A 22,858-nucleotide genomic window follows, 5' to 3' on the forward strand; every position below is an offset into this window, starting at 1 on the left:
TTAACTGAGAGATATCTTCCGTCTATGCGAAGTCAGGGGCCAGCCCTGCTGCCGATCTTCCGCTCGCAGCACCAGGCAGAGCTGCTCATGTGGCTCTTCCTGCACCCGGAGCAGGAGTACGGGGTGACCGAGCTTGCCGACCGTGTTCGTGCCCCGCTCTCGACTCTCCACCGTGAAGTGGTCCGCCTCGAGACGGCCGGTCTGATCTCCAGTCGGAGCCTGGGGCGCAACCGTCTTCTTCGCGCCAACCTGGGGCACCCGGCGAGCCGACCGCTGGCCGAGCTCCTCGACCTGAGCTTCGGTCCCAGGGTGGTCGTGGCGGACGAGTTCGCCATGCCGGGGGCCGAACGCGTGGTCATCTTCGGGTCCTGGGCTGCGCGGTACGCGGGCGCGGTGGGGCCTCCGCCGCACGACATCGACGTGCTGGTCGTGGGAGACGTCGACCGGGCAGACGTGTACGAAGCGGCGGAGCGGGCCCAGGAACGTCTGGGTCTGGAGGTCAACCCGGTCGTGCGGTCTCCTCAGGAGTGGCGTGAGCCTGTGGATGCGCTCGTGGCTCAGATCAGGAGCACCGCTCATACTGCTGTGATCGGAGGCGACGAGGGGGAGGGCTGATGGTCCGGTGGGGACAGGGCGAAGCTTCGGTGCGGTCCATGATCGAGGCGGGCGATCTTCAGCAGGTTTCGGGTGGGGCCGCCAACGGTGAATCGCTCCTGACCAGAGCGTCCACGACACTTGAGAGCGCTCGGTCCGTCCTTGAGAACGACCCGGACTCTGCGTTCGTCCTCGCCTACGATGCCGCGCGTCACGCGTTGACAGCCCTGCTGACGCACCAGGGTCTGAGGCCGACGACCCGAGGCGGGCACTACGCTGTCGAGCGCGCGGTGAAATCTCAGTTCGGCCCCGTCTTCCGTCAGTTCGGTGCTCTGCGGCGTCGACGTAACGAGCTCGAGTACCCGACGCGTCCAGGCAACGACGCCACCACGGACGAGGCTCGCGACGCAGTCGAGCGGGCCGCTGAGATCATCGACGACGCCGCGCGACTGCTACCGGACCTGGGGCTCTTCTGACCTGACCAGTTCGCCCCACCTCCGGGGGGCATGGAGGACTTCACCGTAGGGGCGGGTCTTTACCGGGCTGATGCAACGTGTTCCTCGACACCGAGGAGAATGGCTGAAACCCAGGACGGGCCGGGGAGACGGCCGCGGACGACGACGGAGGCGCGATGCGGCATACCCCGCACTATCTGATGACCGACCCGGACGAGGTCCGGCGACTGATCCGGAACCATCCGTGGGCGACGATCGTCTCGCCGAGCAGCACCGGTCTGGTCGCGTCGCACTACCCGGTCATCCTCGACGAGCGCGCCGACGGCCCGGACATCACCATCCTCAGCCACTTCGGGCGTCCCGACGACCGGCTGCACGAGCTGGGTCGGCACGAGATCCTGGTCATCGTCCAGGGGCCGCACGACTACATCTCGCCGAGCTGGTACGCCCCCGGCGACCTCGTGCCGACCTGGAACCACGTGACGGCACACCTGTACGGGACGCCCGAGATCCTCGACGAGGAGGAGAACTACGCGGCGCTCTCCCTCCTGACCGACCACTTCGAGCGGGACCGGCCCGGCGGTCGCTCGCTCGCCGAGGACGAGCCGGCCACCCGGCGGGAGGCCAGGGGCGCGGTGAGCTTCCGGATGCGGGTCGACCGGTTCGACGCGCGCGCCAAGCTCAGCCAGAACAAGTCGCCCGAGGTCATCGACAACGTGATCGACCACGTGGCGGAGCACAACGCCGGTCTCGCTGAGGAGATGAAGCGGGTCCGGGAGGGACGCCCGGAGTTGTGATCTCGCGCCAGGACGATGCCGGTTCGCCCTGGATGTGTGGTCGGCTCAGTCGAGGCCCAGCACGGTCAGCATCGCCTCGTCAACGGCACTCATCTCCGCAGACTCCAGCCGCCCCGCGAACTCGCCCAGACGGACCTCGGGATCGATGACGGTCAGCTGTTCGACCATCACGCGCGTCTTCACTCCGTCGATCTCCACCTCGGGACGGAAGGACGCCTCGCGTCTGCCCGTCGACGTCGGCGCCACGAGCCAGTCGTCGACAGCGGAAGGTCGTCGGACTGCACGACCACGACATATCGCGGGCCGGACTGCCCGTGCCCTCGGGCATCCTTGGGCGCCCGCAGGCGGTAGACGTCACCACGCACTCGCGTCGTCCATCTCGGCAGCCAGCTGGCGCGAGGCGGCGACATCCTCAGGATCGTCGCGCAGAGCCTCGGCCTCAGCCCTCAGCCGGGCTCGTCGGTGCGCGCGCTCTGCCTCGAGGATCGCTGCACGGGCGGCCTCCGAGCGCGAGAGGCCCCCACTGGTGAGCACGGCAAGAGCATGCTCCACCGCCGCGTCAGTGCGAATTGTCAGCGTCGACATACGACAAACTGTACAACGAGGTCCGTGTGCTTGGCCGAGGCTTCCGTCATGGCCTCTGGGAGAGGATGGGCCCGTGGATCAACACGACCTGCTCATCCGCCATGCCGTCGCCTGGGCCGACAAGCGCCGGCAGCCGCTCGACCGTGACCTGCTCGAGACGGTTCTCAACCTGCGCGACTTTCTCGACCTCAGCGCCGCAGGACTGGCCGGCCGGCAGCGCCGAGCACCTGATGCTCGTCCGCTGGCCCTCCCACGGCCCCTCCGGCGTGCCCGACGTCGACCGGCTGGTCGAGACCCTGGACAGCTTCTGGCGCTTCCTGCGGGGCACCGGCCGGATGGCGTCCTCTTCGGCCGACCCACGTGAGCTGGCGAAAGAGGCGCGGCGCGCGGCGCCGCGCATGCCCGACGCCTGCGCCGACCCGACGCGGCACGGCGCGGCCAAGTCGCTCGTGGAGTTCGGCGAGAGCATCGGGCTGACGCTGGACGGCGCCGGGTCGATGGAGGAGCTCAACGAGCGGATGCAGCAGATCGTCGAGGCGTGGAACGCGTTGCCCGACGACCAGCGGATCGCTATGTCCTCCCCGTCGGCGCACCAGGGGAGCCTGCGCGGGATGGCATCGACCGACCTCATGGCCTCGCTCAGGGACGACGACGGTCTCGAGGACGTCTTCGGCCTCGGGGACGAGGACGGCAACATCCCCTTCGCCGACCTGTCGGAGGTCGCCGCCGACGTGCGGGCGGCGCCGTTCGTGCAGCAGTGCCGGCGCCTGGTCGAGTGGGTGGGGGAGCGGGGCAGGGAGATCACCTCCACGGAGGTGCTGCGGCTGGCCCCCGCGCGCGAGGCGTACGACCTGCTGGGGCTGAGCGAGTGGGAGCGCGAGGCGGACCGGTTGGCCTACGGCGACCTGGTGTCCGAGCTCCCTCTCGAGTCGCAGGAGCTCTGGGTGGCGGCGGCGAGGGAATCCTTCCGCAGCGCGGCGGACTGCCGGCCGTTGCACCGGCTGTGGACGGCCTGCCTGGAAGCGGGGCTGCTGGAGCTGAGCCGCACCCGGGTCTACGCCGCCTGGGACGAGCCCACCTCCGACGAGGAGTGGCGCCACCTCGGTGTCGTCCTGGCCAGCGCCGTGCTGATCCACGCCGCCCCCATCCACGTGTCACCGCTGATGGGTGCGCTGCTGCACCTGCTCGACCCGGCGCGGGAGTCCATGCCCCTCACGGAGCTCGAGGACTGGTGGTGGCAGAGCCCCAAGAACCACCACACCCTGGTAGGGCGTCGGGACGAGTCCGCGCGCAGTTGGAGCGACAGTGCTCTCCACCGGGCGCTGCACGAGATGGGGGACCTGCGGGTATGGCGCAGGGAGGGTGACGCGCTCCTGCCCACCGCGTTCGGCCACGACGTCGCGCTGATGGCGACGACCCTGGTCGAGGAGGGCGTCGTCGACACCTGACGTTCGGGGCGCAGCTCCGCTATCGCGTCAGCGTCCCGGCGCGAGGCGGGGAACCCGAGCAGCCGTGTCGCCTCCGCGAGGCGGTCGTGATGGTCACCACGCCCAGCAGGTCGTCCTCGCGCATCAGTACGACCTCCGGGTGTCGCGCTGGTCCGCGCGGTCCTGGCTGAGCGCCTCCGACAACGTGGTGCCCGGGGCGCCCTCCGGCCGAGGAAGGTCCGCCAGCCGCCTGCTGGGCGGGCGGGCGAGCCCAGCGGCATCCATCACCTCGTCGAGATCCCCGTCCCAGCCGGAGCCCTCGAGCGCAAGGAGATCCTCACGCGTGGGCACCGGGCCGGCGAGCCGGCGCAGCGCGAGGTCGACAGCCTCCGTCTTGGTACGTAGCCCGTACCGCCGCATCACCGTGGCGACGAGCGCGTCGTCGATGTCGATGTGGGCGCGCGACATGCACCCAACGCTACGCCTGACCGTCCCAGCCCGTCCCTCGGCGCGCACTGCGGGACCTCTTCGCAGGCGGGCGCATTCCGGACGCGCGGCCCGTCAATGGCCCCTGAACGCCTCCTCCAACCACCAGGACGCCTCGTCCTGCGTGACCTTGGCATGCACCAGCATCGGTCCGGACGGGCCGCCCGCCACCCACTCGCGCACGGGCGCGAGGTCCTCCACGGACGTGACGGTGACCCCCTCCATCCCGTAGCCCCGCCCGATCGCGGCGATGTCGGTCGGCGGGAACTGCACGGTGGCCAGGTCGTGGCCGCCCGGCCCGAAGTGGTGCACCTCCGCGCCGTAGGCCTCGTCGTCGTAGACCACGACGAGCATCGGCAGGCCCAGCCGCACGACGGTCTCCAGCTCGGCCGCGGCCATGAGCGCACCGCCGTCGCCGAGCGCCGCCACCGGCAGCCGGTCCGGCCAGGCGAGCGCGGCACCGATCGCCGTGGCCAGGCCGAGCCCGATCGACTGGAAGGCCTGCGTGAAGCAGAAGCCCTCCTCGTCCGGGACCGACAGGAACATGCTGGGGTAGCCCATGAAGTTGCCCGAGTCGACCGCCACGACCCGTTCGGTGGGCAGTACGTCGTCGAGGGCGATCGTCAGAGCACGCGGGTCGATCCGCCCGTCGCCGCTCCTGTCGTCGAAGGGCACGTCGCGCCACCGCAGCTGCGCCGCGAGCCGCTGGCCCACCTCGGGGGTCCGGTACGCCGTGCGCGTCGCCTCGAGCGCGTCGCCCACGGCCTCGGCGGTCCGGGCCACGTCGCCGACCACGCCGAAGGTCAGGTCGCGGTGTGTGCCGATCGCGTCGGGCGTGTCGTCGACCTGCACCACGGTCGCGCCGTCGGCGATGAGGCGGCCGTGGCGCATCGTCCACATGTTGAGGGCGCAGCCCCACCCGACGATGAGGTCCGCGCCGCGCACCAGCTCGGCCGTCAGCGGCGTGGAGAAGCCCCCGGAGACGTCGATCTGCCAGGGGTCGTCGGAGAAGAGTCCCTTGGCGACGGCCGAGGTCGCGAGCAGGGCGCCGGACTTCCCGCCCAGCGTCCGCAGGGCATCCCGCGCCTGCGCCGACCGGCTGCCGCGTCCCGCGACGAAGACCGGCCGCTGCGCCGTGGACAGTGCAGCCACCAGCCGCTGCACGTCCCCCGCCGACGGCTCGACCGGGTCCGGGGCGGGCGGCAGTCCGACGCCGTCGAGCGCGCCCGCCGGCACCTCGTGGCCCTGCACCGGCAGCGGCAGGTTGAGCACGACCGTCCTCCGGCCGTGCACCGCCTCGGCCAGCGCGGCGACGGTCTGGGCGACCGCCTCCTCGCCCGAGGTCACACGGTGCGGCACGGCGCCGACAGCCCGCGCCATCGCCTCCTGGTCGACGAAGAAGTTGGACCGTGGCTCCCTCACCTCGGCGGCCACGACCACCAGCGGCGTGCGCGACTTGGCCGCCTCGGCGATGCCCGTCATCGCGTTGGTGAAGCCGCACCCCTGGTGCACGCTCACCGCGGCGGGGCGACCCGAGACACGGGCATACCCGTCGGCCGCGGTGGAGCCCCCGCCCTCGTGGCGCGTCGCGACATACCGGGCGCCCGCGGCGACCATCGCGTTGGTGACGTGGAAGTTGCCCGAGCCCACCACGCCGAAGACGTGGTCGATGCCGCAGGCGACCAGGGCCCGCCCGACCGCCTCTGAGACGAGCATGTGACCAGCCCGACCTAATGCTCGACGAGGGCGAGCACGCGCACGGGAGAGCCCGAGCCGTCGACGATCTTCAGCGGCGGGGCGAGCACCATCGCGCCGGTCGGGGGCAGCTTGTCCAGGTTCTGCAGCTGGGCCAGGCCGTACTTGCCCGCACCCAGCAGCAGTGCGTGGCACGGGAACGCCGGGTCGAAGGAGTGGGCGGCGCCCGCGTCGGTCCCGACGGTCTCCACCCCGATGCCGATGAGGTCGGTCTCCTCGGCGACCCACCGCGCGCAGTCGACCGACATGCCCGGGCTTGTCGGGCCGGTCTCGGTGTTGTTGATCATGTCCTGCTGCGTGGTGCGGCTGGACCAGCCGGTGCGGCAGAGCAGCCAGCCACCGGACGGCAGCGGGCCGTGCTCCTCGACCCAGGCCTTGACGTGCTCGCGCTCAAGAAGGAAGTCGGGGTCGGCCTCGACCCGGTCGACGACGTCGATGACGGCGGCCGGCCGGAGGAAGACGCCGACCGGCACGCTGGAGACGTCGTCGAGGTCCTTGCCCGTCACCCAGTGGTTGGGCGCGTCGAAGTGCGTGCCGGTGTGCTCGCCGGTGCGGAAGTTGTTCCAGTACCACGCCGGGCCGCGGTCGTCGTAGCGGCTGATCTCCTCGTGCTGGAACTGCGCCGTCTGCCCGAACTGCGGCGGCAGCTCCAGGAGCGGGGTCTCGGACGAGAGCGGCGCGGTGAGGTCGACGACCTCCACGCTGCCGTCCCTCAAGGCGTCTGCGAGCTGGGCGAGGACGGACATGGTGGCCTCCGAGGACGGGGACGAGTGGTCCGCGCAGCCTATGAGGGGCCTGTGACGGGCGTCAATGAGGCAACAGAAACGCCCCGTCGCCTTCACTTCCGGGCCGGTCGGCCCTAGCCTTGGCCGACCTCGACCCGACTGACGACGGAGCTGGCCATGACGACCCGTGACCTCATCAACCCCGACGCACTCCACCCCGCCCCCGGCTTCAGCCACGTGAGCGTCGCCCAGGGAGGGCGCACGGCATACATCGCCGGCCAGGTGGCCCTCGCCCCCGACTTTTCGGTGGTCGGCGGGGACGACCTGCGTGCCCAGACCGTGGCCGCCATGCGCAACCTGCAGATCGCGCTCGAGAGCATCGGCGCGGGATGGGATCAGGTGGTGCGCCGCACGATCTACACGACGGCCCCGACCGAGTACGAGGCGATCACCGCCGGCATCGAGGAGGTCCAGGGCAGCGACCAGCACCCTGCCCAGACCATCGTCGGCATCACCGGGCTCGCGGTTCCCGGCCTGCTCATCGAGATCGAGGCGACCGTCGTGCTCGACTAAGGCGGCGGTCCCTCAGCGCCAGGGTCCGAAGTCCGGCGCCCGCTTTTCGGCGAAGGCGTTGGCGCCCTCCTTGGCCTCGGGCGTCTCGACGAAGAGGTCGAGGCCGGCGAAGGCGATGTTGCCCAGGCCCTGCATGTGGTCGGAGTCGGCGTTGAAGCTGTGCTTGAGGAAGCGCAGGGCGGTGGGGGAGTAGGAGGAGATCTTTCGGGCGTACTCCCGCGCCTTGTCCATCAGCTCCTCGGCCGGGACGACGTCGTTGACGAGGTTCCAGCGCTCGGCGGTGTGCGCGTCGTACAGGTCGAGCAGGAACCAGATCTGGCGGGCGCGCTTCTCGCCGACCACGCGCGCCAGGTAGGCCGAGCCGAAGCCGGCGTCGAAGGACCCGACCCTCGGTCCGCTCTGGCCGAAGCGGGCGGTCTCGCTGGCGATCGACAGGTCGCAGAGCACGTGCAGGACGTGCCCGCCACCGACCGCGACCCCGTTGACCGCGGCGATGACCGGCTTGGGGATGTCGCGCATGGTCTGGTGCAGCTGCTGGATCTGGAACAGGCCGAACTCGGTCTCGCCGTAGCTGCCGGTCTCCGCACGCTCCTTGACGTCACCGCCGGCGCAGAAGGCCTTCTCGCCGGCCCCGGTGAGGATCACGCACGCCACCCGGCTGTCGGCCCAGGCGTGCTTGAAGGCGGCGAGCAGCTCGTCGACCGTCCGGCCCCGGAAGGAGTTGTAGCGCTCCGGACGGTTGATGGTGATCACCGCCCAGGTCTCCTCGATCTCGTAGGTGATGTCGGTGAACTCGTCCGGCTTCATCGGTGCTCCTCATCGTCGGTATGTCGCAATCTTGACGGTCGTCATGGAGCGTGGCAAGGTCGCCGCCATGCCGCCACCTCCCGGAATGCCCGTCGCCCTGGTCACCGGAGCCGGGCGCGGCATCGGCGCCGGAGTCGCGCTCGCGCTGAGCCAGGAGGGGTATGCCGTCGCCCTCACCGCGCGCAGCCGGGAGCAGCTCGAGGAGACAGCGGCCGCCTGCCCCGGTCCCACGCTCGTGCTGCCGGCCGACATGACCTCGCCCGGCGCGGTCGAGGAGCTTCTTGACAGCATCGAGGAGCAGTGGGCGGGACCCGAGGTCGTCGTCGCGAACGCCGGTGCCGGGGTCTCGGCCTCGGTGGAGAAGACCACCGACGAGCAGTGGCAGCAGATGCTCGACCTCTCAACCTCACCGCGCCGTTCCGGATGCTGCGCCGCACCATCCCGGCGATGAAGGCGGCCGGTCACGGTCGGATCGTCGTGGTGGCCTCGGTGGCGGCCAAGCTCGGGGAGCCCTACATCTCCGCCTACACCGCCAGCAAGCACGGCGTGCTGGGGCTGGTCCGATCGGCCGCCATGGAGCTGGCCCGGACCGGCGTCACCGTCAACGCGGTGTGCCCCGGGTACGTCGACACGCCGATGACCGAGGCGACGGTGCGGGGAATTGTGGAGAAGACCGGCCGCACGCCCGAGCAGGCCCGGGCTGCGCTGGAGGCCAAGCAGCCGATCAACCGGCTCATCACGGTCGACGAGGTGGTCGAGGCCGTGCTGACCTGCGTCCGCAACGGCGGCATGACCGGTCAGGGCATCAACGTCGACGGAGGAGGGCTCCAGTCATGATGCAGGGGAGCGGTAGCGGTATGGAGCTCGTCAACCCGCCGGAGCTGGGGGAGCCCAAGGGCTTCAGCCACGCCGTCGTGGGCACCGGGCGGGTGGTGTTCCTCGCCGGACAGACGGCGCTGGACCGCGAGGGCAGGATCGTGGGGGACACGGTCGTCGACCAGTTCGAGGTCGCGCTGACCTCGCTGCTGACCGCCCTGCGCGCGGCCGGCGGTCAGCCGACCGACCTGGCCAGCCTGACGATCTACATCGTCGACATGGACGACTACAAGGCTCACGCCCGCGAGATCGGCCGCGTCTGGAAGACGCTCATCGGCAGCCACTACCCGGCCACGGCGGGCATCGGGGTGTCCCGGCTCTGGGACGTCGAGGCCCTCGTGGAGGTCCAGGGGATGGCGCTGCTGCGCTGACACGTGTGGCGGACACGTGTGTCGGGTTGTGGACGAGCGACACGGGCACGGCATATGGTGCACATCACACACGCGGCGCGACGGGGCGTCCGCACCACCTGAGGAAGGTTCTGCGCACATGACCACTCGACGCACGGCATCCATGCTCTCCCTGGTCGCGTCCGGAGCGCTCGTCCTGGGCGGCTGCGGAGGAGGCACCCTCGGCGGCGGCGGCGACGGCGGGGGCGACGGCGATGACGCCACGGCCGAGGGCCCCATCAAGGTCGGCCTCCTCGTGCCGCAGTCCGGGGTCTACAAGAGCCTGGGCGACGACATGAAGGCCGGCTTCGAGGTCTACCTCGAGGAGCACGACAACATGCTCGGTGGCCTCGAGGTCGAGGTGATCCTCGCCGACGAGGGCGAGACCGCCGACTCCGGCAAGGCGGCCGCGGACAAGCTGGTCAAGCAGGACGAGGTCGCGGTGGTCACCGGCGTGGTCAACTCCGCGGTGATGAACGGTGTCGCGGACCTCTTCGAGACCAGCAAGATCCCGCTCGTCGGCTCCAACGCCTCACCCACGACGCTCACCGACGCCACCTACATCTGGCGCACCTCCTACGTCAACGACGAGCCGGGGGAGGCGCTCGGTGCCTACGTCGCCGAGAACGTCGACGGCGGCGTCTACTTCCTCGCGGCCGACTACCAGGCCGGCAAGGACGAGGTCGAGGGCTTTAAGAAGACCTTCGAGCCCGCCGGCGGCGAGATCGTCGACGAGGTCTACACCCCCTTCCCGGGCACCACGAACTTCCAGCCGTTCCTGGCCAACGCCCTGTCCTCCGACGCCGCGGCGCTCTTCTCCTTCTACGCCGGCGGCGCGGCGGTCGAGTTCGTCAAGCAGTACGACCAGTTCGGCCTCAAGGGCGAGATCGATCACTACTCGGCCGGCTTCCTCACCGAGGGTGGAGTCCTGCAGGGTCAGGGCGACTCGGCCGAGGGCACCTTCACCGCGATGAACTACAACTACGACCTCGACAACGAGCTCAACACCAGCTTCGTCGAGGCCTACAAGGCCAAGACCGACCGCAACCCGACGACCTACGCGATGGCCTCCTACGACGCCGCCAAGGTCCTCGACATGGCCATCGAGGCTGCGGGCGGGGCCGACTCCGAGGCGATCAACACGGCGATCGGCGAGATCACCGAGGTCGAGTCGCCGCGCGGCACGTGGTCGTGGTCCGACATCGGCACCCCCGTGCAGATGTGGTACCTCCGCGAGGTCCAAGAGGTCGACGGGGAGCTGACCAACGTCGTGGTGCAGGAGCTCGGTGAGCTGGGCAGCGACTGAGGCAGCGGGCGCGACGGTCCCCGGACGCTCCTGCATGCTCCCGACCTCATGATCGGTTGGCTCGACGCGAACTTCGTCTCGATGGTGGACGGGGTGGCCTACGGTCTCCTGCTGTTCACCCTCGCCGTGGGGCTGTCCCTGGTGTTCGGGATGATGGACGTGCTCAACCTGGCGCACGGCACGCTCTACCTGGCCGGCGCGTACACCGCGTACGCGCTGTCGGACGGGAGCTGGCTCGGCCTGCTCGTCGCGCTCGTGGTGGGGCTGGTCGTGGGGCTGCTGGGGGGCGCCTTCCTGGCCGCTGCCGTGGCGCCGCTCCAGGGCCGGGGGCATCTGGACCAGGCGGCGCTGACTCTGGGCATCATGCTCATCGCGGGCGAGCTGCTGATCATGGTCTTCGGTGCCGAGGTGCTGCCGACGGCGCCGCCGAGCGCCCTCGGCGGCTCCATCTCGCTGCTGGGCAACGCCTACCCGCTCTACCGCCTGGTCTTCATCGGCGTCGCGGGTCTGCTGGCGGCGTTCGTCTACCTCGCCTTCGAGCGGTCCTCGGTCGGCGCCCTCGTGCGGGCGACGGTGGCGGACCGCGACATGGTGCGCGCGATGGGCGTGGACACCCGCAAGATCCTCTTCGGCGTCTTCGGCTTCGGCGCGGCCCTCGCGGCGGTCGGCGGTGTCCTCGGCGCGCCCATCATCGCGCCCGGCCCGGGCATCGACGAGCGGGTCCTGGTGCTCTCCCTCGTCGTCATCGTCATCGGCGGGCTCGGCTCGGTCCGCGGCGCGCTGCTGGGTGCCCTGCTCATCGGTCAGGTGCAGACGCTCGGCGTGCCGCCGTCGTGCCGGCCTACGCGCCCTTCCTGCTCTTCGGGGCGATGCTCCTGGTCCTCGCCCTGCGCCCGCAGGGCCTGTTCGCCCCGGCGCGCGCATGAGCACGCGGACGACGGGTATGCCGTCGCGCACCCCCTCCCGGCGCCCGTTCCCGGTGCGCACGGCGCTTCTGGTCGCGGCCGTGGTCGCCCTGCTGCTGGCGGTCCCGTGGGTCTTCGGGACCTTCACGGTGATGACCTTCACCCGCGCCGTGATCTTCGCCGTGCTCGCCATGAGCGTCAACCTGCTCACCGGCGTGACGGGCATGCCGACGCTGGGCCAGGCGGCCTACTTCGGCGTCGGCGCCTACACCGGGGCGCTCGTGGGGATCCATTGGTCCGAGCTCGGCGTCGTGCAGCTCCTGGTGGCCACCCTGGCCGGTGTGGTCGCCGCGGTGCTGACCGGCCCGCTGGCCATCCGGGGCCGCGGCGTCGCCTTCCTCATGATCACCCTGGCGATCGGCGAGATCGCCTACTCGGCCGCCGGTCGACTCGACCGGGTGACGGGCGGGACCGACGGGCTCAGCGGCATACCCCCGGTCGTGGTCGCACCCGGTGGCGAGGGGCTCGTCAACGAGGGCCTTGTCTACTACTACGTGCTGGCCGTCGCCGTCCTGGCCTACGTCGGGGTGCACGTCCTGCTGCGCTCGCCGTTCGGGCTGACGCTGCGCGGGATGCGCGACAACGAGCCCCGGCTGCGCTCCGTCGGCTACCGCACCGACTCCTACGCCCTGGCGGCCTACGTCTACGCCGGCGGCCTCGCCGCGCTGGCCGGGTCGCTGTGGACCTCCTCGCAGCGGTTCGTCGCACCCGGCGACATGGGGTTCTCGATCTCGGCCCTGGCCCTGCTCGCCGTGATCGTCGGTGGTGTCGGCTCGATGTGGGGGGCCTGCCTGGGGGCGCTCCTGGTGGTCTTCACCCGCGACTACCTGGGCCAGATGTTCTCCGGGCACTCCTCCCTCCTGCTCGGCATCCTCTTCGTGCTGACCGTCTACCTGCTGCCCCAGGGCATCGCGGGCGGGCGGGCGCAGTGGCGGCGGATCTTCCCCCGGGACCGCGGCGGACGGTCGCCCGGGTCGACCAGCCGGAGCGCGTCGCCGGCGGGAACGCCGGCATGAGCGAGCAGCCCGCCCTCCGGGTCGAGGGCCTCTCCCGGCACTTCGGCAGCCTCAAGGCCGTCGAGGACGTGAGCTTCGAGGTGCGGCCCGGAAGCCGGCACGCGGTCATCGGACCCAACGGGGCGGGCAAGTCCACCCTCTTCGCGCTCGTCGCCGGTGCGCTGCGGGCCACCTCGGGGCGGGTGTGGCTGCGCGGCGAGGACGTCACCTCGCTCTCCGAGCACGCCCGGGCCCGGCGCGGGCTCGTGCGCACCTTCCAGCACTCCTCACTCTTCCTCACGGCGACCGCGCGGGAGAACGTCATGCTGGCCGTCCAGCGCCGGCACGGGGTCCAGGCGCAACCCTGGCGCGCGGTCGCGCGGCGGCGGGCGCTGGTGCAGGAGGCCGACGCCGTCCTGGAGCAGCTCTTCCTGCACCACCGGGCCGGACAGGCCGCCGGTGCCCTCTCCCACGGTGAGCGTCGCCAGCTCGAGGTCGCCGTCGCCCTCGCCACCTCTCCCTCGGTCCTGCTCCTGGACGAGCCGGCGGCCGGCATGTCGCCCGCCGACACGGCGGCCTTCCAGGAGATCGTGCTCGGGCTCCCGTCGGAGGTCACCGTTCTCCTCGTCGAGCACGACCTCGACCTCGTGTTCGGTGTCGCCGACGAGGTGACCGTCCTGCACCTCGGCCAGCACCTGCTCACCGGTGCGCCCGACGACGTCCGCGCCAGCGACGCGGTGCAGAATGCCTACCTCGGCGCGGAGGACACCTCCGAGCTGTTCATCGAGGGAGAGGTATGACGAGCACCAGCCAGGAGGGCCCGGGTCGGGGCGGCGCGGGTCGGGGCGGCACGGGCCGACCGGGAGCGGCGGACCCGATCCTGTCCGTCCGCGGCCTCGTGTCCGGCTACGACGGCTCCCGGGTCCTGCACGACGTCGACCTCGACCTGCCCGAGGGGGGCGTGCTCGCCCTCCTCGGGCGCAACGGCGTCGGCAAGTCCACCCTCGTGAGCACGATCATGGGGCTGGTCCGACCGATGAGGGGCTCGATCACCGTGGCGGGCCAGGAGGTCGCGGGCGCCCGTCCGGACCGGATCGCCAGGCTCGGCGTGGGGCTGGTGCCCCAGGGGCGCCGGGTCTTCGCACCGCTGACGGTGGCCGAGCACCTCGACGTCGCCGACCGCGCGGGTCGCAAGGGCGACTGGACCCAGGAGCGCGTCCTCGAGCTCCTCCCGAGGCTGGCGGAGCGGCTGCGCAACCGGGGCGACCAGCTCTCCGGGGGCGAGCAGCAGATGCTCGCGATCGGGCGTGCCCTGCTGACCAACCCCACCGTGCTCCTGCTCGACGAACCCTCCGACGGGCTGGCGCGCCCTCGGTCGTCCACCAGGTCGCCGACGTCGTGCACGAGGTGTGCAACGCCGGCATGTCCGTGCTCATCGTCGAGCAGAACCTGCGTCTCGCACTCTCCGTCGCCGACCATGTCGTCGTCATGCAGAAGGGCGCGGTGCGGTGGGAGGTCCCCGTCGAGGAGTTCCGCCGCAACCGGGCCAAGGCCGAGGAGCTGCTGGGCATCTGAGGCGCTCAGCGCACCTGGTCCACGAACGTGTGCGAGGGTCCCTCCAGCCTGCGCTGCAGGGCGAAGAACAGGTCGGCGGCCCTGGTGCCGGACCAGTCCCGGGGGAGCAGCTCGGGTGCCAGACCGGGGTCGAGGTAGGGCAGGCGGCGCCAGGAGGTGAGCACGCGCACGTAGTCGGCGAAGGCGGTCCCGGGGTCGTCCTTGCTGCGCCGGGCGCGCCACCGGGCGAGCACCGGCGCGTGGTCGTCGCAGAACTGCCGGTAGAGCTCCTCCAGGCTCTGCAGGTCCCACCGGAGCCGACCTGCTCGGCCGCCCGCCCGAAGCCGAGGTAGTTCGCCTCGAAGAGGTCGACGTAGTCCGCCAGCTGTTCCCGGACCAGCACCTCCCGGGCCTCGGCCTGCAGGTGGGCGGGTGCGATCCAGACCCCGGGGCCGACGGAGCCGAACCCGAGCCAGGACAGCCGGGACCGCAGGGTGTGCCGGCGCTGCCGCTCGGACTCGGGGACGCTGAAGACGGCGAGCACCCAGCCCTCGTCGAGCGTCCCCCGGCGGCGGCGGAAGATGCGTCGGTCGCCCGCCTCCAGGATCTCGCGCGCCTGGGCCGACAGGGCGTAGCCGGCGCGGCCGTCGAGCCGTTCGGCCTCCAGGATCCCCCGGCGCTTGAGGCGGGAGATCGAGGAGCGCACGGCCGGCTCGTCGACGTCCAGCTCGGCCATGAGGCGGATGAGCGTGCTCACGCTGAGCCAGCCGCCGACCTCGCGGGCGTAGAGCCCGTAGATGGTCACGATGAAGGCGCGCAGCCCGGCGTCGGCGCCGCGGCCGTCGCGCGGTGCGACAGGGACGGCAGATAGCGTGCCCTTGACTGTCGTCATGCAACTAACATACTGGGAGCCTGTCGGCACCGTGGCCGGCGGGAGCGAGACGAGAGGGGCCCCGATGCCGCAGAACGAGCTCACCCCGAGCGCGCACGTCGACACCTTCTGCCGCGACAACCTGCCGCCACGGGAGCTGTGGCCGCAGTTCTGCTTCGACGTGCCCGAGGTGCACTACCCCGAGCGTCTCAACGCGGCCACGGTGCTGCTCGACGACGTCATCGACGGCATGCCGGGCGGTGCCGACCGGCCCTGCGTGCTCGCGACCGACGGCACGCGGTGGACCTACGGCGAGCTGCGGGCCCGCGCCAACCGGGTCGCCCACGTGCTGGTCGAGGACCTCGGACTCGTCCCGGGGAACCGGGTGCTCCTGCGCGGGCCGAACAACCCCTGGCTGGTGGCGGTCTGGTTCGCCGTGCTCAAGGCCGGTGGCGTCGTGGTGCCCACGATGCCGATGCTGCGACCCAAGGAGCTGGCGGCGATCGGGGAGGTCGGGCGGTTCGACATCGCGATCTGCGACCACCGTTTCACCGAGGACCTGCTGCGGGCCGGCGTGAAGGACCTGCGGACCTTCACCTACGGGGGCGCGGTGGAGGGTCTGGCGGACATCACCGCCCTGGCGGAGAGCAAGCCCGACGTCTTCGACGACGTGGACACGGCCGCGGACGACGTGTCGATGCTGGCCTTCACCTCCGGCACGACCGGCCGCCCCAAGGCCACCATGCACTTCCACCGGGACATCCTGGCCAACGCCGACACCTTCTCCCGCTACGTCCTGCAGCCGCGGGCCGACGACGTCTTCATCGGGACGCCGCCGATCGCCTTCACCTTCGGCCTCGGCGGGCTGGTCGTCTTCCCCCTCCGGGTGGGCGCGAGCACGCTCATGGTCGAGAAGGCCACGCCCGAGCAGCTGGCCGACCTGGTCGCCGAGCACGGCGCCACGGTCTGCTTCACCGCTCCCACGGCATACCGGGCCATGCTCGCGAAGGGGAAGGCGCCGCAGCTGCGCACCCTGCGCCGCGCGGTCTCCGCGGGCGAGCACCTGCCGCGGGACACCTGGGAGCGCGTCAACGAGGAGACCGGGCTCCGGCTCATCGACGGCATCGGCTCCACCGAGATGCTGCACATCTTCATCTCCGCGGCCGACGACGACATCCGGCCCGGCTCGACGGGCAGGCCGGTCCCGGGATACCAGGCCAAGATCGTGGACAAGGCCGGCCGCGACGCCCCCGACGGGACCCCCGGGCGGCTCGCGGTCAAGGGTCCGACCGGGTGCCGCTACCTCGCCGACGAGCGCCAGGTGCTCTACGTCCAGGACGGCTGGAACCTGACCGGTGACACCTTCATCCGGGACGAGGACGGCTACTTCTGGTACCAGGCGCGCTCGGACGACATGATCATCAGCTCGGGCTACAACATCTCTCCGGGACCGAGGTCGAGGAGGCGCTCATCTCCCACCCCGAGGTCATGGAGTGCGCGGTCGTGGGCGCCCCGGACGAGGACCGGGGGCACGTGGTCAAGGCCTACGTCGTGCCGCGCGGCGGGGTCGCCGCGCTCGGCGGGGCGGAGGGCGAGGCGACGCTGCGCAAGGCGCTCCAGGACCACGTCAAGGGGATCATCGCGCCCTACAAGTACCCGCGGCAGATCGACTTCATCGACGCCCTCCCGCGCACCTCGACCGGCAAGGTGCAGCGCTTCGTGCTGCGCCGGGAGGCCAAGGAGGGCGCCTCCTCGTGACCCGGGCCAGCGTCACCCGCGTCGTCGACTGGTGCGACACCGACGCCGCCGGGCACTACCACCACTCCGCGGTCATCCGCTGGGTCGAGGCGGCCGAGAACGAGCTGCACACCACGCTGGGCCTGCCGCAGCTCTACGGCGCCGTGCCCCGCGTGCGCTACGAGGTGGACTACCTCGACCGCTGGGCTGTGGTTCCGCGACGAGGTGACCACCTCCCTGTGGGTGGAGCAGGTGGGCGGCTCCTCGCTCGTCTACGGCTTCGAGGTCGAGGGTCCGCGCGGGCCTGCCGCGCGGGGACGGATGGTCTGCGTCAACGTGGGCAGCCGCTCCGGGCAGGGCCCGCACGACGGCGAGGGGCCTCCGGCGACCCCGTGGCCAGACGAGGTGCGGGCGGCGCTGACCTCCTGAGGCCGGGGGACACGGCATCTAGCGCAGCTCGTCGACGTCGCCGTCCCAGCCGGTGCCCTCGAGCTCGAGGAGCTCCTCACGCGTGGGTACGGGGCCGGCGAGCCGACGCAGCGCGAGGTCGACGGCCTCCTCCTTGGTGCGCAGCCCGAAGCGCCGCATCACCGTGGTGACCAGTTCGTCGTCCATGCCGACGTTCGTGCGCGCCATGTCCCATCTATACACCTTGGGTGTCGGCTCAGAGCGGCATGAAGCGGCCGCCGTTGACGTCGAGCACGACGCCGGTGATGTAGGACGCCCCCGGACCGGCGAGGAAGAGCACCGGGTCGACGATCTCGCGCAGCTCGGGGAAGCGCGCGAGGGGGATGGCGCCGAGCACCTCGTCGCGCTCGCCCGCCGGCATCTCGTCGTACATCTGCTGCAGGCGCCCGGTGAGGAAGAGGCCGGGCGCGACCGCGTTCACGCGCTGTCCGCGGCCGCCGACCTCGCGGGCGAGCCGGCGGGTCAGGCCCAGCACCGCGGCCTTGGACGCGGCGTACGGCACGCCGGTCACGGGGGAGGGCTGCCGCCCGCCGATCGAGGACACCGTCACGACCGCGCCGTCGTCGGGCATCCGGGCCAGCGCGGCCTGGGCGCAGTAGAAGGTGCCCTTGACGTTAACGTCCACGACGAGGTCGACGTGCTCGGGCTCGATCTCGTCCAGGCCCTTAGGCGTGCCCAGCGACCCGCCGGCCAGCGTGACCAGCACGTCCAGGCCGCCCAGGTCGGCGAGCACCGAGTCCATCACCGCCACCACGGCGTCCCGGTCGCTGACGTCCAGCTCGTAACCCCGGGCGGGCACCCCATACCCCTCGCGGAGCGCGGCCGCGGCCTCCTCGGTGCCCTGCACGTCGAGGACCGCCACGGCGGCACCCTCGGCGGCGAAGCCCTCGCCGACCGCCCGTCCGATGCCGCCCGCCCCGCCGGTCACCACGGCGACCTTCCCGCCGAACGCGCCCTCGCCCGCCATCGCAAACCTTCTTCCGTGTCATTGACGACCGTCGTGAAGTCAACATAGTCTGCCGGTGCTGGCAACGACAACGGCGAAGGAGTCGGTGGATGCGCATCGCGATCATCGGGGGAGGCCCCGGTGGGCTCTACTTCGCAGCGCTCACCAAGGCGCTCGACCCGTCCCACGAGATCACGGTGTGGGAGCGCAACGCCCCCGACGACACCTTCGGCTTCGGGGTGGTCTTCTCCGACGAGACCCTCGGCGGCATCGAGCACGCCGACCGCGCGGTCTTCGAGGCGATGCAGCGCGACTTCGCGCGCTGGGACGACATCGACGTCCACCTCGACGGGCAGGTCTTCACCTCGGGCGGCCACGGCTTCGCGGCGATGACGCGCAAGCGGCTCCTGGAGATCCTGCAGGCCCGCTGCCGCGAACTCGGTGTCACCATGCACTTCCGGACCGAGGCCCCGGACGTCGAGGAGCTGGCCCGCGACCACGACCTCGTGCTCGCCGCCGACGGGCTCAACTCGGCCGTGCGCCGTCGCTTCGGGCAGACCTACCGGCCCACCCTCGACGCGCGCAGCGCCAAGTACATGTGGCTCGGGACCTCCAAGGTCTTCGACGCCTTCAAGTTCTTCATCCTGCGCACCCCGTGGGGTGTCATGCAGGTGCACGGCTACCCCTACGACGCCACCGGCTCGACCTTCATCCTGGAGATGCACGAGGACGTGTGGCGTGCCGCAGGCTTCGACGCGTCCGAGGGCAGGCAGTGGGCGCCGGGGGAGAGCGACGAGGAGTCGATCGCGCGCGTCCGCGAGCTGTGCGCCGACATCTTCGAGGGTCACGACATCTTCGCCAACAACTCGCGCTGGATCACCTTCACCACGGTGCGCAACGAGACGTGGCGCGCCGGTGAGCGGGGCAACGTCGTCATCCTCGGCGACGCCGCGCATACCGCCCACTTCTCGATCGGCTCGGGCACCAAGCTGGCGATGGAGGACGCCCTCGCGCTCGCGGCCTGCCTGCACGAGCAGGGCTCGGTCGACGAGGCGCTCACGGCCTACGAGGCCGAGCGCAAACCGGTCGTCGAGTCCACCCAGCGGGCGGCGCAGGCGAGCCTGGAGTGGTTCGAGAACCTCGGACAGTACGTCTCGCAGGACCCCGAGCAGTTCGCCTTCAACATCATGACCCGCAGCCGACGGGTCACCCACGACAACCTCAAGGTCCGCGACCCCGAGTTCGTGACGAGGATCGACGAGTGGTTCGCCAGGTCCACGCCCGGCGGCCGGCCGGACACCCCGCCGATGTTCCAGCCCTTCCGTCTGGGCGAGCTCGAGCTGACCAACCGCGTCGTGGTCTCCCCGATGGACATGTACGTCTCTCCCGGCGACGGCATGCCGACCGACTTCCACCTGGTCCACCTCGGTGGAAAGGCCATGGGCGGGGCCGGGCTGGTCATGACCGAGATGGTCTGCGTGTCCCCGGAGGGCCGGATCACGCCGGGCTGCACCGGGATCTGGAGCGAGGAGCAGACCGCGGCCTGGGGACGGATCGTGCAGAGCGTGCACGACCTGTCGTCGGCGAAGATCGGGCTGCAGATCGGCCACTCCGGCCGCAAGGGCTCCACCAAGCTCATGTGGGAGGGCATCGACGAGCCGTTGGAGGAGGGCAACTGGGAGGTGGTCGGCCCCTCGCCCCTGCCCTACCGGGAGGGCGTCAACCAGGTCCCGCGCGAGCTGAGCCCGGCCGACATGGAGCAGATCACGGACGAGTTCGTCGAGGCGGCCCGCCGCGGCGCCGAGGCCGGCTTCGACCTGCTCGAGCTGCACTGCGCGCACGGCTACCTGCTCTCCTCCTTCATCTCGCCCCTGACCAACCAGCGGACGGACGACTACGGCGGCGATCTGGCGGGTCGGCTGCGCTACCCGCTGGAGGTGTTCGCCGCGATGCGGGAGGTGTGGCCGGCGGAGCGGCCGATGACCGTGCGCATCTCGGCGACCGACTGGACCGAGGGCGGGATCGACGTCGAGGGCGCCGTCCAGATCGCCCAGGCCTTCAAGGACGCCGGTGCCGCGGCGATCGACGTCTCCTCCGGGCAGGTCACGCCGGACGAGCAGCCGGCGTTCGGCCGCTCCTACCAGACCCCCTTCGCCGACGCGATCCGCAACCGGGTCGGCATCCCCACGATCGCGGTCGGGATCATCTCCTCCTGGGACGACGTCAACTCGATCGTCCTGGCCGGCCGCGCCGACCTGTGCGCCGTCGGCCGGGCCCACCTCTACGACCCGAGCTGGACCCTGCACGCGGCCGTCGAGCAGGACTACGACGGACCCGGTGCGGTGTGGCCGCAACCGTGGCGCGCCGGGCGGCGCAAGCCGCAGGGTGGGCGCTCGGACGGCCCCAAGCCGCGGCTGCAGCTGGTCCGTGAGGGTGAGCCGCAGGCCCGGCACGCACGGTGGAGGCCCGGCCGGTGACCCTGCGCCCCCTCTGGGAGGCCCGCGGCGTCGCGGTCGTCGGGGCGAGCGACCGCCCCGGCGCGGTGGGCCGCCTGCCGGTCGAGTTCCTCCGGCGCTACGGCTATGCCGGCGGTGTCTACCCGGTCCGGCCCGACGGCGCACCCGTCTGCGGCCTGCCGTCGTACGCCTCCGTCGTCGACGCGGGCCGGCACGGGCCGGTCGACCTGGCCATGCTGATGGTCGCGGCGGACAAGGTGGTCGGGGGGGTGCGCGACTGCGCCGCGGCCGGTGTGCCCGTCGTCATCGTCTGCTCCAGCGGCTTCGCCGAGACCGGGGAGACGGGCGCCGCGCTGCAGGACGAGCTCGTCGGGGTGGCCCGGGAGCTGGGCGTCCGGGTCCTGGGGCCCAACTGCATCGGCACCGTCGGCACGGGCAGCGGGCAGGTCAGTTCCTTCAGCCCGCTGTTCTCGGGGGAGTCGACCGAGCTGGTTCCGGGCGGCCTCGGCTTCGTCAGCCAGAGCGGTGCCCTGGGGTATGGCGCGGTCTCGCTCGCGTTCCAGCGCGGGCTCGGTCTCGGCTGGGTGGTCAACACCGGCAACGAGGCCGACATCGGTGCGGCCGAGGTCATGGCCGAGATCGCCCGGGAGCCCGGGTGCACCGGGATCCTGGGGTATGCCGAGTCGCTCACCGACGTCGGTGCGCTGGCGCAGGTGGTCGCCTCCGGCGTGCCCGTCGCGGTGCTGAAGGCCGGCCGGTCGGAGTCCGGAGCCCGGGCGGCCGCCTCGCACACGGGAGCGCTCGCGACCGGGGACAGGGTCGTCGACGCGGCGCTGCGGCAGGCGGGGGTCGTGCGGGTCGACGACATCGAGGAGCTGCTGGACGTCGGTGACGTCATGGGCCTGGTCCCGTCGGTGCGGGGACGGCAGGTGCGCCGCGTCGCGGTCGTGACGACCTCCGGCGGGTCCGGGATCCTGGCGGCCGACGCGATCGAGGCCGCGGGGAGGGGCCTGGAGCTGGCGGCCCTGTCGGAGCCGACGCTGGCCGCGCTGGAGGAGATCGTGCCGGCCTTCGGCTCGACGGCCAACCCGGTCGACGTCACGGCCTCGGTGATGAGCGACCCGGCCCTCTTTGACAGGGCGCTGAGCGTGATCGCCGAGGACGGGAACGTGGACGCGATCGTCGCCTGCTTCTGCGTCCTCACCGGCAAGGACGTCGACGACGTCGTCGCGGCCCTCGCGCGGGTCCGGGAAACCCGCGACGTCCCCGTCGTCGTCGTGCGCACCGGTGCCGACCACCTGGCCCCCGACGCCGGCGCCGCCATGCGCGCCGCCGGCCCTCCCGGCATACCCCACCCCCGAGCGCGGTGTCCGGGCGCTCGCCGCCCTCGGCCGGATGGCTGCGTCGGAGCACCGGGACCGGCCGACCTCGTCCCCGGTCGACCTGGAGCTGTCCTGGGACATGGGCGAGGACGCGCTCAAGCAGGCCCTCGCCCGGCACGGCCTGCCGGTGCCGGTCGGGCGGATCGCCCTCGACCGCGCCGACGCCGTCGCCGCGGTCGAGGAGGCAGGCGGGCTCGCGGTCCTCAAGGCCGTCGTCCCCGGCCTGCTCCACAAGTCCGACGCCGGCGGCGTGGTCCTGGCCGTCACCGCGGAGGCTGCCCCGGACGTCTTCGACCGCCTCGCCGCGATGGGTGGCTCCGTCCTCGTCGAGGAGATGGTGCCCGGCGGCGTCGAGGCGCTCGTCGGCACCACCGACAGCCCGCTCGGACGGGTGCTCACGGTCGGCGTCGGCGGGATCCTCACCGAGCTGGTAGCTGACGTCGCCCTGCGGCTGCTGCCCGTCGACCGCCAGGACGTGGAGGAGATGCTCGACGAGACCCGGCTGGCCCGCCTGCTCGACGGCGTCCGCGGTCAGGGCCCCGCCGACCGGGCCGCGCTCGTCGACACCGTCCTGGCCGTTGCCGACGTCGCTGCAGCCCTCCCGCCCGGCGCCGAGCTCGACCTCAACCCGGTGACGGTGCTGGCCCAGGGCCGGGGAGCACGCATCCTCGACGCGGCCCTCGCCATACCCCAGGAAGCAGGAGACTGA

Annotated in this window: 25 protein-coding genes and 4 pseudogenes; 19 read left to right on the forward strand and 10 right to left on the reverse strand. The window is 71.8% G+C overall.

Going from position 1 to position 22,858, the window contains the following annotated elements; translation table 11 throughout:
* The first annotated feature begins 24 nt into the window (after positions 1-24).
* The 3 genes from ACQ95T_RS08080 (at position 25) to ACQ95T_RS08090 (ending at position 1,846) form a co-directional block, all read left to right on the forward strand.
* Complete coding sequence (locus tag ACQ95T_RS08080) at positions 25-615, forward strand: hypothetical protein (protein WP_425940899.1); 591 nt, start codon at positions 25-27, stop codon at positions 613-615.
* 38 nt (positions 616-653) lie between these two features.
* Positions 654-1,070, forward strand: a complete 417-nt coding sequence (locus ACQ95T_RS08085) for a HEPN domain-containing protein (protein ID WP_425940901.1) — start codon at positions 654-656, stop codon at positions 1,068-1,070.
* Between the two features lie 155 nt (positions 1,071-1,225).
* Entirely contained in the window at positions 1,226-1,846 is a 621-nt protein-coding gene (locus tag ACQ95T_RS08090) for an FMN-binding negative transcriptional regulator (RefSeq protein WP_425940903.1), read from the forward strand.
* Between the two features lie 45 nt (positions 1,847-1,891).
* Here ACQ95T_RS08090 and ACQ95T_RS08095 read toward each other — a convergent pair whose 3' ends face one another.
* Positions 1,892-2,143 carry a type II toxin-antitoxin system PemK/MazF family toxin gene (locus ACQ95T_RS08095; RefSeq protein ID WP_431473805.1) on the reverse strand — a complete coding sequence of 84 codons (252 nt, stop codon included), beginning with the start codon at positions 2,141-2,143 and terminating at the stop codon, positions 1,892-1,894.
* Between the two features lie 57 nt (positions 2,144-2,200).
* Entirely contained in the window at positions 2,201-2,431 is a 231-nt protein-coding gene (locus ACQ95T_RS08100; RefSeq protein ID WP_425940907.1) for a hypothetical protein, read from the reverse strand.
* Between the two features lie 230 nt (positions 2,432-2,661).
* Here ACQ95T_RS08100 and ACQ95T_RS08105 point away from each other — a divergent pair, with 230 nt between their 5' ends.
* Complete coding sequence (locus ACQ95T_RS08105) at positions 2,662-3,879, forward strand: hypothetical protein (RefSeq protein ID WP_425940909.1); 1,218 nt, start codon at positions 2,662-2,664, stop codon at positions 3,877-3,879.
* A gap of 123 nt (positions 3,880-4,002) precedes the next feature.
* Here ACQ95T_RS08105 and ACQ95T_RS08110 read toward each other — a convergent pair whose 3' ends face one another.
* The 3 genes from ACQ95T_RS08110 to ACQ95T_RS08120 form a co-directional block, all read right to left on the reverse strand.
* Positions 4,003-4,326: a type II toxin-antitoxin system VapB family antitoxin gene (locus ACQ95T_RS08110; protein ID WP_425940911.1), complete on the reverse strand. Its 324-nt coding sequence runs from the start codon at positions 4,324-4,326 to the stop codon at positions 4,003-4,005.
* A 93-nt stretch (positions 4,327-4,419) separates the two neighbouring features.
* Positions 4,420-6,060, reverse strand: a complete 1,641-nt coding sequence (locus tag ACQ95T_RS08115) for a thiamine pyrophosphate-binding protein (protein ID WP_425940913.1) — start codon at positions 6,058-6,060, stop codon at positions 4,420-4,422.
* Between the two features lie 14 nt (positions 6,061-6,074).
* Complete coding sequence (locus ACQ95T_RS08120) at positions 6,075-6,845, reverse strand: cyclase family protein (protein ID WP_425940915.1); 771 nt, start codon at positions 6,843-6,845, stop codon at positions 6,075-6,077.
* A 156-nt stretch (positions 6,846-7,001) separates the two neighbouring features.
* On the opposite strand from ACQ95T_RS08120, the gene ACQ95T_RS08125 reads away from it, so the two are divergent.
* Positions 7,002-7,397: a RidA family protein gene (locus ACQ95T_RS08125; RefSeq protein WP_425940916.1), complete on the forward strand. Its 396-nt coding sequence runs from the start codon at positions 7,002-7,004 to the stop codon at positions 7,395-7,397.
* Between the two features lie 12 nt (positions 7,398-7,409).
* On the opposite strand, the gene ACQ95T_RS08130 is transcribed toward ACQ95T_RS08125, so the two are convergent.
* On the reverse strand, positions 7,410-8,204 hold the full coding sequence (locus ACQ95T_RS08130) for an enoyl-CoA hydratase-related protein (protein ID WP_425940918.1): 795 nt from the start codon (positions 8,202-8,204) through the stop codon (positions 7,410-7,412).
* A gap of 67 nt (positions 8,205-8,271) precedes the next feature.
* Between ACQ95T_RS08130 and ACQ95T_RS08135 the strand changes: the two genes are divergently transcribed.
* The 9 genes and pseudogenes from ACQ95T_RS08135 to ACQ95T_RS08175 all read left to right on the forward strand — a co-directional run bounded on the left by ACQ95T_RS08135 (position 8,272) and on the right by ACQ95T_RS08175 (position 14,310).
* Positions 8,272-8,655: an SDR family oxidoreductase gene (locus ACQ95T_RS08135; RefSeq protein WP_431473735.1), complete on the forward strand. Its 384-nt coding sequence runs from the start codon at positions 8,272-8,274 to the stop codon at positions 8,653-8,655.
* Entirely contained in the window at positions 8,628-9,041 is a 414-nt protein-coding gene (locus ACQ95T_RS08140; protein ID WP_431473736.1) for an SDR family NAD(P)-dependent oxidoreductase, read from the forward strand. The genes ACQ95T_RS08135 and ACQ95T_RS08140 overlap by 28 nt, the downstream gene beginning before the upstream one ends.
* On the forward strand, positions 9,038-9,451 hold the full coding sequence (locus ACQ95T_RS08145; protein ID WP_425940922.1) for a RidA family protein: 414 nt from the start codon (positions 9,038-9,040) through the stop codon (positions 9,449-9,451). The genes ACQ95T_RS08140 and ACQ95T_RS08145 overlap by 4 nt, the downstream gene beginning before the upstream one ends.
* Positions 9,452-9,569: 118 nt before the next feature.
* Complete coding sequence (locus tag ACQ95T_RS08150) at positions 9,570-10,775, forward strand: ABC transporter substrate-binding protein (protein WP_425940924.1); 1,206 nt, start codon at positions 9,570-9,572, stop codon at positions 10,773-10,775.
* A gap of 81 nt (positions 10,776-10,856) precedes the next feature.
* A pseudogene (locus ACQ95T_RS08155) lies at positions 10,857-11,540 on the forward strand (branched-chain amino acid ABC transporter permease); the annotation flags it as partial.
* A gap of 157 nt (positions 11,541-11,697) precedes the next feature.
* Positions 11,698-12,756, forward strand: coding sequence for a branched-chain amino acid ABC transporter permease (locus tag ACQ95T_RS08160; protein WP_425940927.1), 1,059 nt, complete (start codon positions 11,698-11,700; stop codon positions 12,754-12,756).
* Positions 12,753-13,535 carry an ABC transporter ATP-binding protein gene (locus tag ACQ95T_RS08165; RefSeq protein WP_425940929.1) on the forward strand — a complete coding sequence of 261 codons (783 nt, stop codon included), beginning with the start codon at positions 12,753-12,755 and terminating at the stop codon, positions 13,533-13,535. The genes ACQ95T_RS08160 and ACQ95T_RS08165 overlap by 4 nt, the downstream gene beginning before the upstream one ends.
* A pseudogene (locus ACQ95T_RS08170) lies at positions 13,532-14,029 on the forward strand (ABC transporter ATP-binding protein); the annotation flags it as partial. The gene ACQ95T_RS08165 and the pseudogene ACQ95T_RS08170, both read left to right, overlap by 4 nt.
* A gap of 128 nt (positions 14,030-14,157) precedes the next feature.
* Positions 14,158-14,310, forward strand: coding sequence for a hypothetical protein (locus ACQ95T_RS08175; protein ID WP_431473938.1), 153 nt, complete (start codon positions 14,158-14,160; stop codon positions 14,308-14,310).
* 5 nt (positions 14,311-14,315) lie between these two features.
* Here the strand turns inward: ACQ95T_RS08175 and ACQ95T_RS08180 are convergent, their stop codons facing one another.
* Positions 14,316-14,543 carry a PaaX family transcriptional regulator C-terminal domain-containing protein gene (locus tag ACQ95T_RS08180; RefSeq protein WP_431473737.1) on the reverse strand — a complete coding sequence of 76 codons (228 nt, stop codon included), beginning with the start codon at positions 14,541-14,543 and terminating at the stop codon, positions 14,316-14,318.
* 128 nt (positions 14,544-14,671) lie between these two features.
* Positions 14,672-15,181: pseudogene (locus tag ACQ95T_RS08185) on the reverse strand (PaaX family transcriptional regulator); the annotation flags it as partial.
* A 64-nt stretch (positions 15,182-15,245) separates the two neighbouring features.
* Between ACQ95T_RS08185 and ACQ95T_RS08190 the strand changes: the two are divergent.
* Both ACQ95T_RS08190 and ACQ95T_RS08195 read left to right on the forward strand, forming a co-directional pair.
* Positions 15,246-17,126 (forward strand): AMP-binding protein, encoded by a 1,881-nt coding sequence (locus tag ACQ95T_RS08190; RefSeq protein ID WP_431473738.1) that lies wholly within the window; start codon positions 15,246-15,248, stop codon positions 17,124-17,126.
* Positions 17,123-17,326 carry a hypothetical protein gene (locus ACQ95T_RS08195; protein WP_431473739.1) on the forward strand — a complete coding sequence of 68 codons (204 nt, stop codon included), beginning with the start codon at positions 17,123-17,125 and terminating at the stop codon, positions 17,324-17,326. Before ACQ95T_RS08190 ends, ACQ95T_RS08195 begins: the two co-directional genes overlap by 4 nt.
* Positions 17,327-17,344: 18 nt before the next feature.
* On the opposite strand, the gene ACQ95T_RS08200 is transcribed toward ACQ95T_RS08195, so the two are convergent.
* Complete coding sequence (locus ACQ95T_RS08200) at positions 17,345-17,533, reverse strand: type II toxin-antitoxin system VapB family antitoxin (protein WP_425940938.1); 189 nt, start codon at positions 17,531-17,533, stop codon at positions 17,345-17,347.
* Between the two features lie 28 nt (positions 17,534-17,561).
* Positions 17,562-18,332: an SDR family NAD(P)-dependent oxidoreductase gene (locus ACQ95T_RS08205; protein WP_425940939.1), complete on the reverse strand. Its 771-nt coding sequence runs from the start codon at positions 18,330-18,332 to the stop codon at positions 17,562-17,564.
* An 89-nt stretch (positions 18,333-18,421) separates the two neighbouring features.
* Here ACQ95T_RS08205 and ACQ95T_RS08210 point away from each other — a divergent pair, with 89 nt between their 5' ends.
* From ACQ95T_RS08210 to ACQ95T_RS08220, 3 genes and pseudogenes are all read left to right on the forward strand, one after another.
* Complete coding sequence (locus ACQ95T_RS08210) at positions 18,422-20,788, forward strand: bifunctional salicylyl-CoA 5-hydroxylase/oxidoreductase (RefSeq protein WP_425940940.1); 2,367 nt, start codon at positions 18,422-18,424, stop codon at positions 20,786-20,788.
* Positions 20,789-20,853: 65 nt separating this feature from the next.
* Positions 20,854-21,900 (forward strand): annotated as a pseudogene (locus tag ACQ95T_RS08215) (CoA-binding protein); the annotation flags it as partial.
* 328 nt (positions 21,901-22,228) lie between these two features.
* A complete protein-coding gene (locus tag ACQ95T_RS08220) occupies positions 22,229-22,858 on the forward strand; it encodes an acetate--CoA ligase family protein (protein ID WP_431473740.1) in 630 nt (209 codons plus the stop codon).

It is taken from the genome of Ornithinimicrobium carbonis (assembly GCF_050703245.1).
Taxonomy (GTDB): Bacteria; Actinomycetota; Actinomycetes; order Actinomycetales; family Dermatophilaceae; genus Ornithinicoccus.

Excerpts from the sequence above, each read along its gene's own strand:
- ACQ95T_RS08140 (WP_431473736.1), top strand. The coding sequence starts at position 8,628 with ATGCTGCGCCGCACCATCCCGGCGATGAAGGCGGCCGGTCACGGTCGG.
- ACQ95T_RS08130 (WP_425940918.1), bottom strand. The coding sequence starts at position 8,204 with ATGAAGCCGGACGAGTTCACCGACATCACCTACGAGATCGAGGAGACC.
- ACQ95T_RS08210 (WP_425940940.1), top strand. The coding sequence starts at position 18,422 with ATGCGCATCGCGATCATCGGGGGAGGCCCCGGTGGGCTCTACTTCGCA.
- ACQ95T_RS08120 (WP_425940915.1), bottom strand. The coding sequence starts at position 6,845 with ATGTCCGTCCTCGCCCAGCTCGCAGACGCCTTGAGGGACGGCAGCGTG.
- ACQ95T_RS08145 (WP_425940922.1), top strand. The coding sequence starts at position 9,038 with ATGATGCAGGGGAGCGGTAGCGGTATGGAGCTCGTCAACCCGCCGGAG.
- ACQ95T_RS08160 (WP_425940927.1), top strand. The coding sequence starts at position 11,698 with ATGAGCACGCGGACGACGGGTATGCCGTCGCGCACCCCCTCCCGGCGC.
- ACQ95T_RS08100 (WP_425940907.1), bottom strand. The coding sequence starts at position 2,431 with ATGTCGACGCTGACAATTCGCACTGACGCGGCGGTGGAGCATGCTCTT.
- ACQ95T_RS08135 (WP_431473735.1), top strand. The coding sequence starts at position 8,272 with ATGCCGCCACCTCCCGGAATGCCCGTCGCCCTGGTCACCGGAGCCGGG.
- ACQ95T_RS08115 (WP_425940913.1), bottom strand. The coding sequence starts at position 6,060 with ATGCTCGTCTCAGAGGCGGTCGGGCGGGCCCTGGTCGCCTGCGGCATC.
- ACQ95T_RS08105 (WP_425940909.1), top strand. The coding sequence starts at position 2,662 with ATGCTCGTCCGCTGGCCCTCCCACGGCCCCTCCGGCGTGCCCGACGTC.
- ACQ95T_RS08175 (WP_431473938.1), top strand. The coding sequence starts at position 14,158 with ATGTCCGTGCTCATCGTCGAGCAGAACCTGCGTCTCGCACTCTCCGTC.
- ACQ95T_RS08080 (WP_425940899.1), top strand. The coding sequence starts at position 25 with ATGCGAAGTCAGGGGCCAGCCCTGCTGCCGATCTTCCGCTCGCAGCAC.
- ACQ95T_RS08200 (WP_425940938.1), bottom strand. The coding sequence starts at position 17,533 with ATGGCGCGCACGAACGTCGGCATGGACGACGAACTGGTCACCACGGTG.
- ACQ95T_RS08165 (WP_425940929.1), top strand. The coding sequence starts at position 12,753 with ATGAGCGAGCAGCCCGCCCTCCGGGTCGAGGGCCTCTCCCGGCACTTC.
- ACQ95T_RS08150 (WP_425940924.1), top strand. The coding sequence starts at position 9,570 with ATGACCACTCGACGCACGGCATCCATGCTCTCCCTGGTCGCGTCCGGA.
- ACQ95T_RS08085 (WP_425940901.1), top strand. The coding sequence starts at position 654 with ATGATCGAGGCGGGCGATCTTCAGCAGGTTTCGGGTGGGGCCGCCAAC.
- ACQ95T_RS08090 (WP_425940903.1), top strand. The coding sequence starts at position 1,226 with ATGCGGCATACCCCGCACTATCTGATGACCGACCCGGACGAGGTCCGG.
- ACQ95T_RS08125 (WP_425940916.1), top strand. The coding sequence starts at position 7,002 with ATGACGACCCGTGACCTCATCAACCCCGACGCACTCCACCCCGCCCCC.
- ACQ95T_RS08110 (WP_425940911.1), bottom strand. The coding sequence starts at position 4,326 with ATGTCGCGCGCCCACATCGACATCGACGACGCGCTCGTCGCCACGGTG.
- ACQ95T_RS08220 (WP_431473740.1), top strand. The coding sequence starts at position 22,229 with ATGGGCGAGGACGCGCTCAAGCAGGCCCTCGCCCGGCACGGCCTGCCG.
- ACQ95T_RS08205 (WP_425940939.1), bottom strand. The coding sequence starts at position 18,332 with ATGGCGGGCGAGGGCGCGTTCGGCGGGAAGGTCGCCGTGGTGACCGGC.
- ACQ95T_RS08190 (WP_431473738.1), top strand. The coding sequence starts at position 15,246 with ATGCCGCAGAACGAGCTCACCCCGAGCGCGCACGTCGACACCTTCTGC.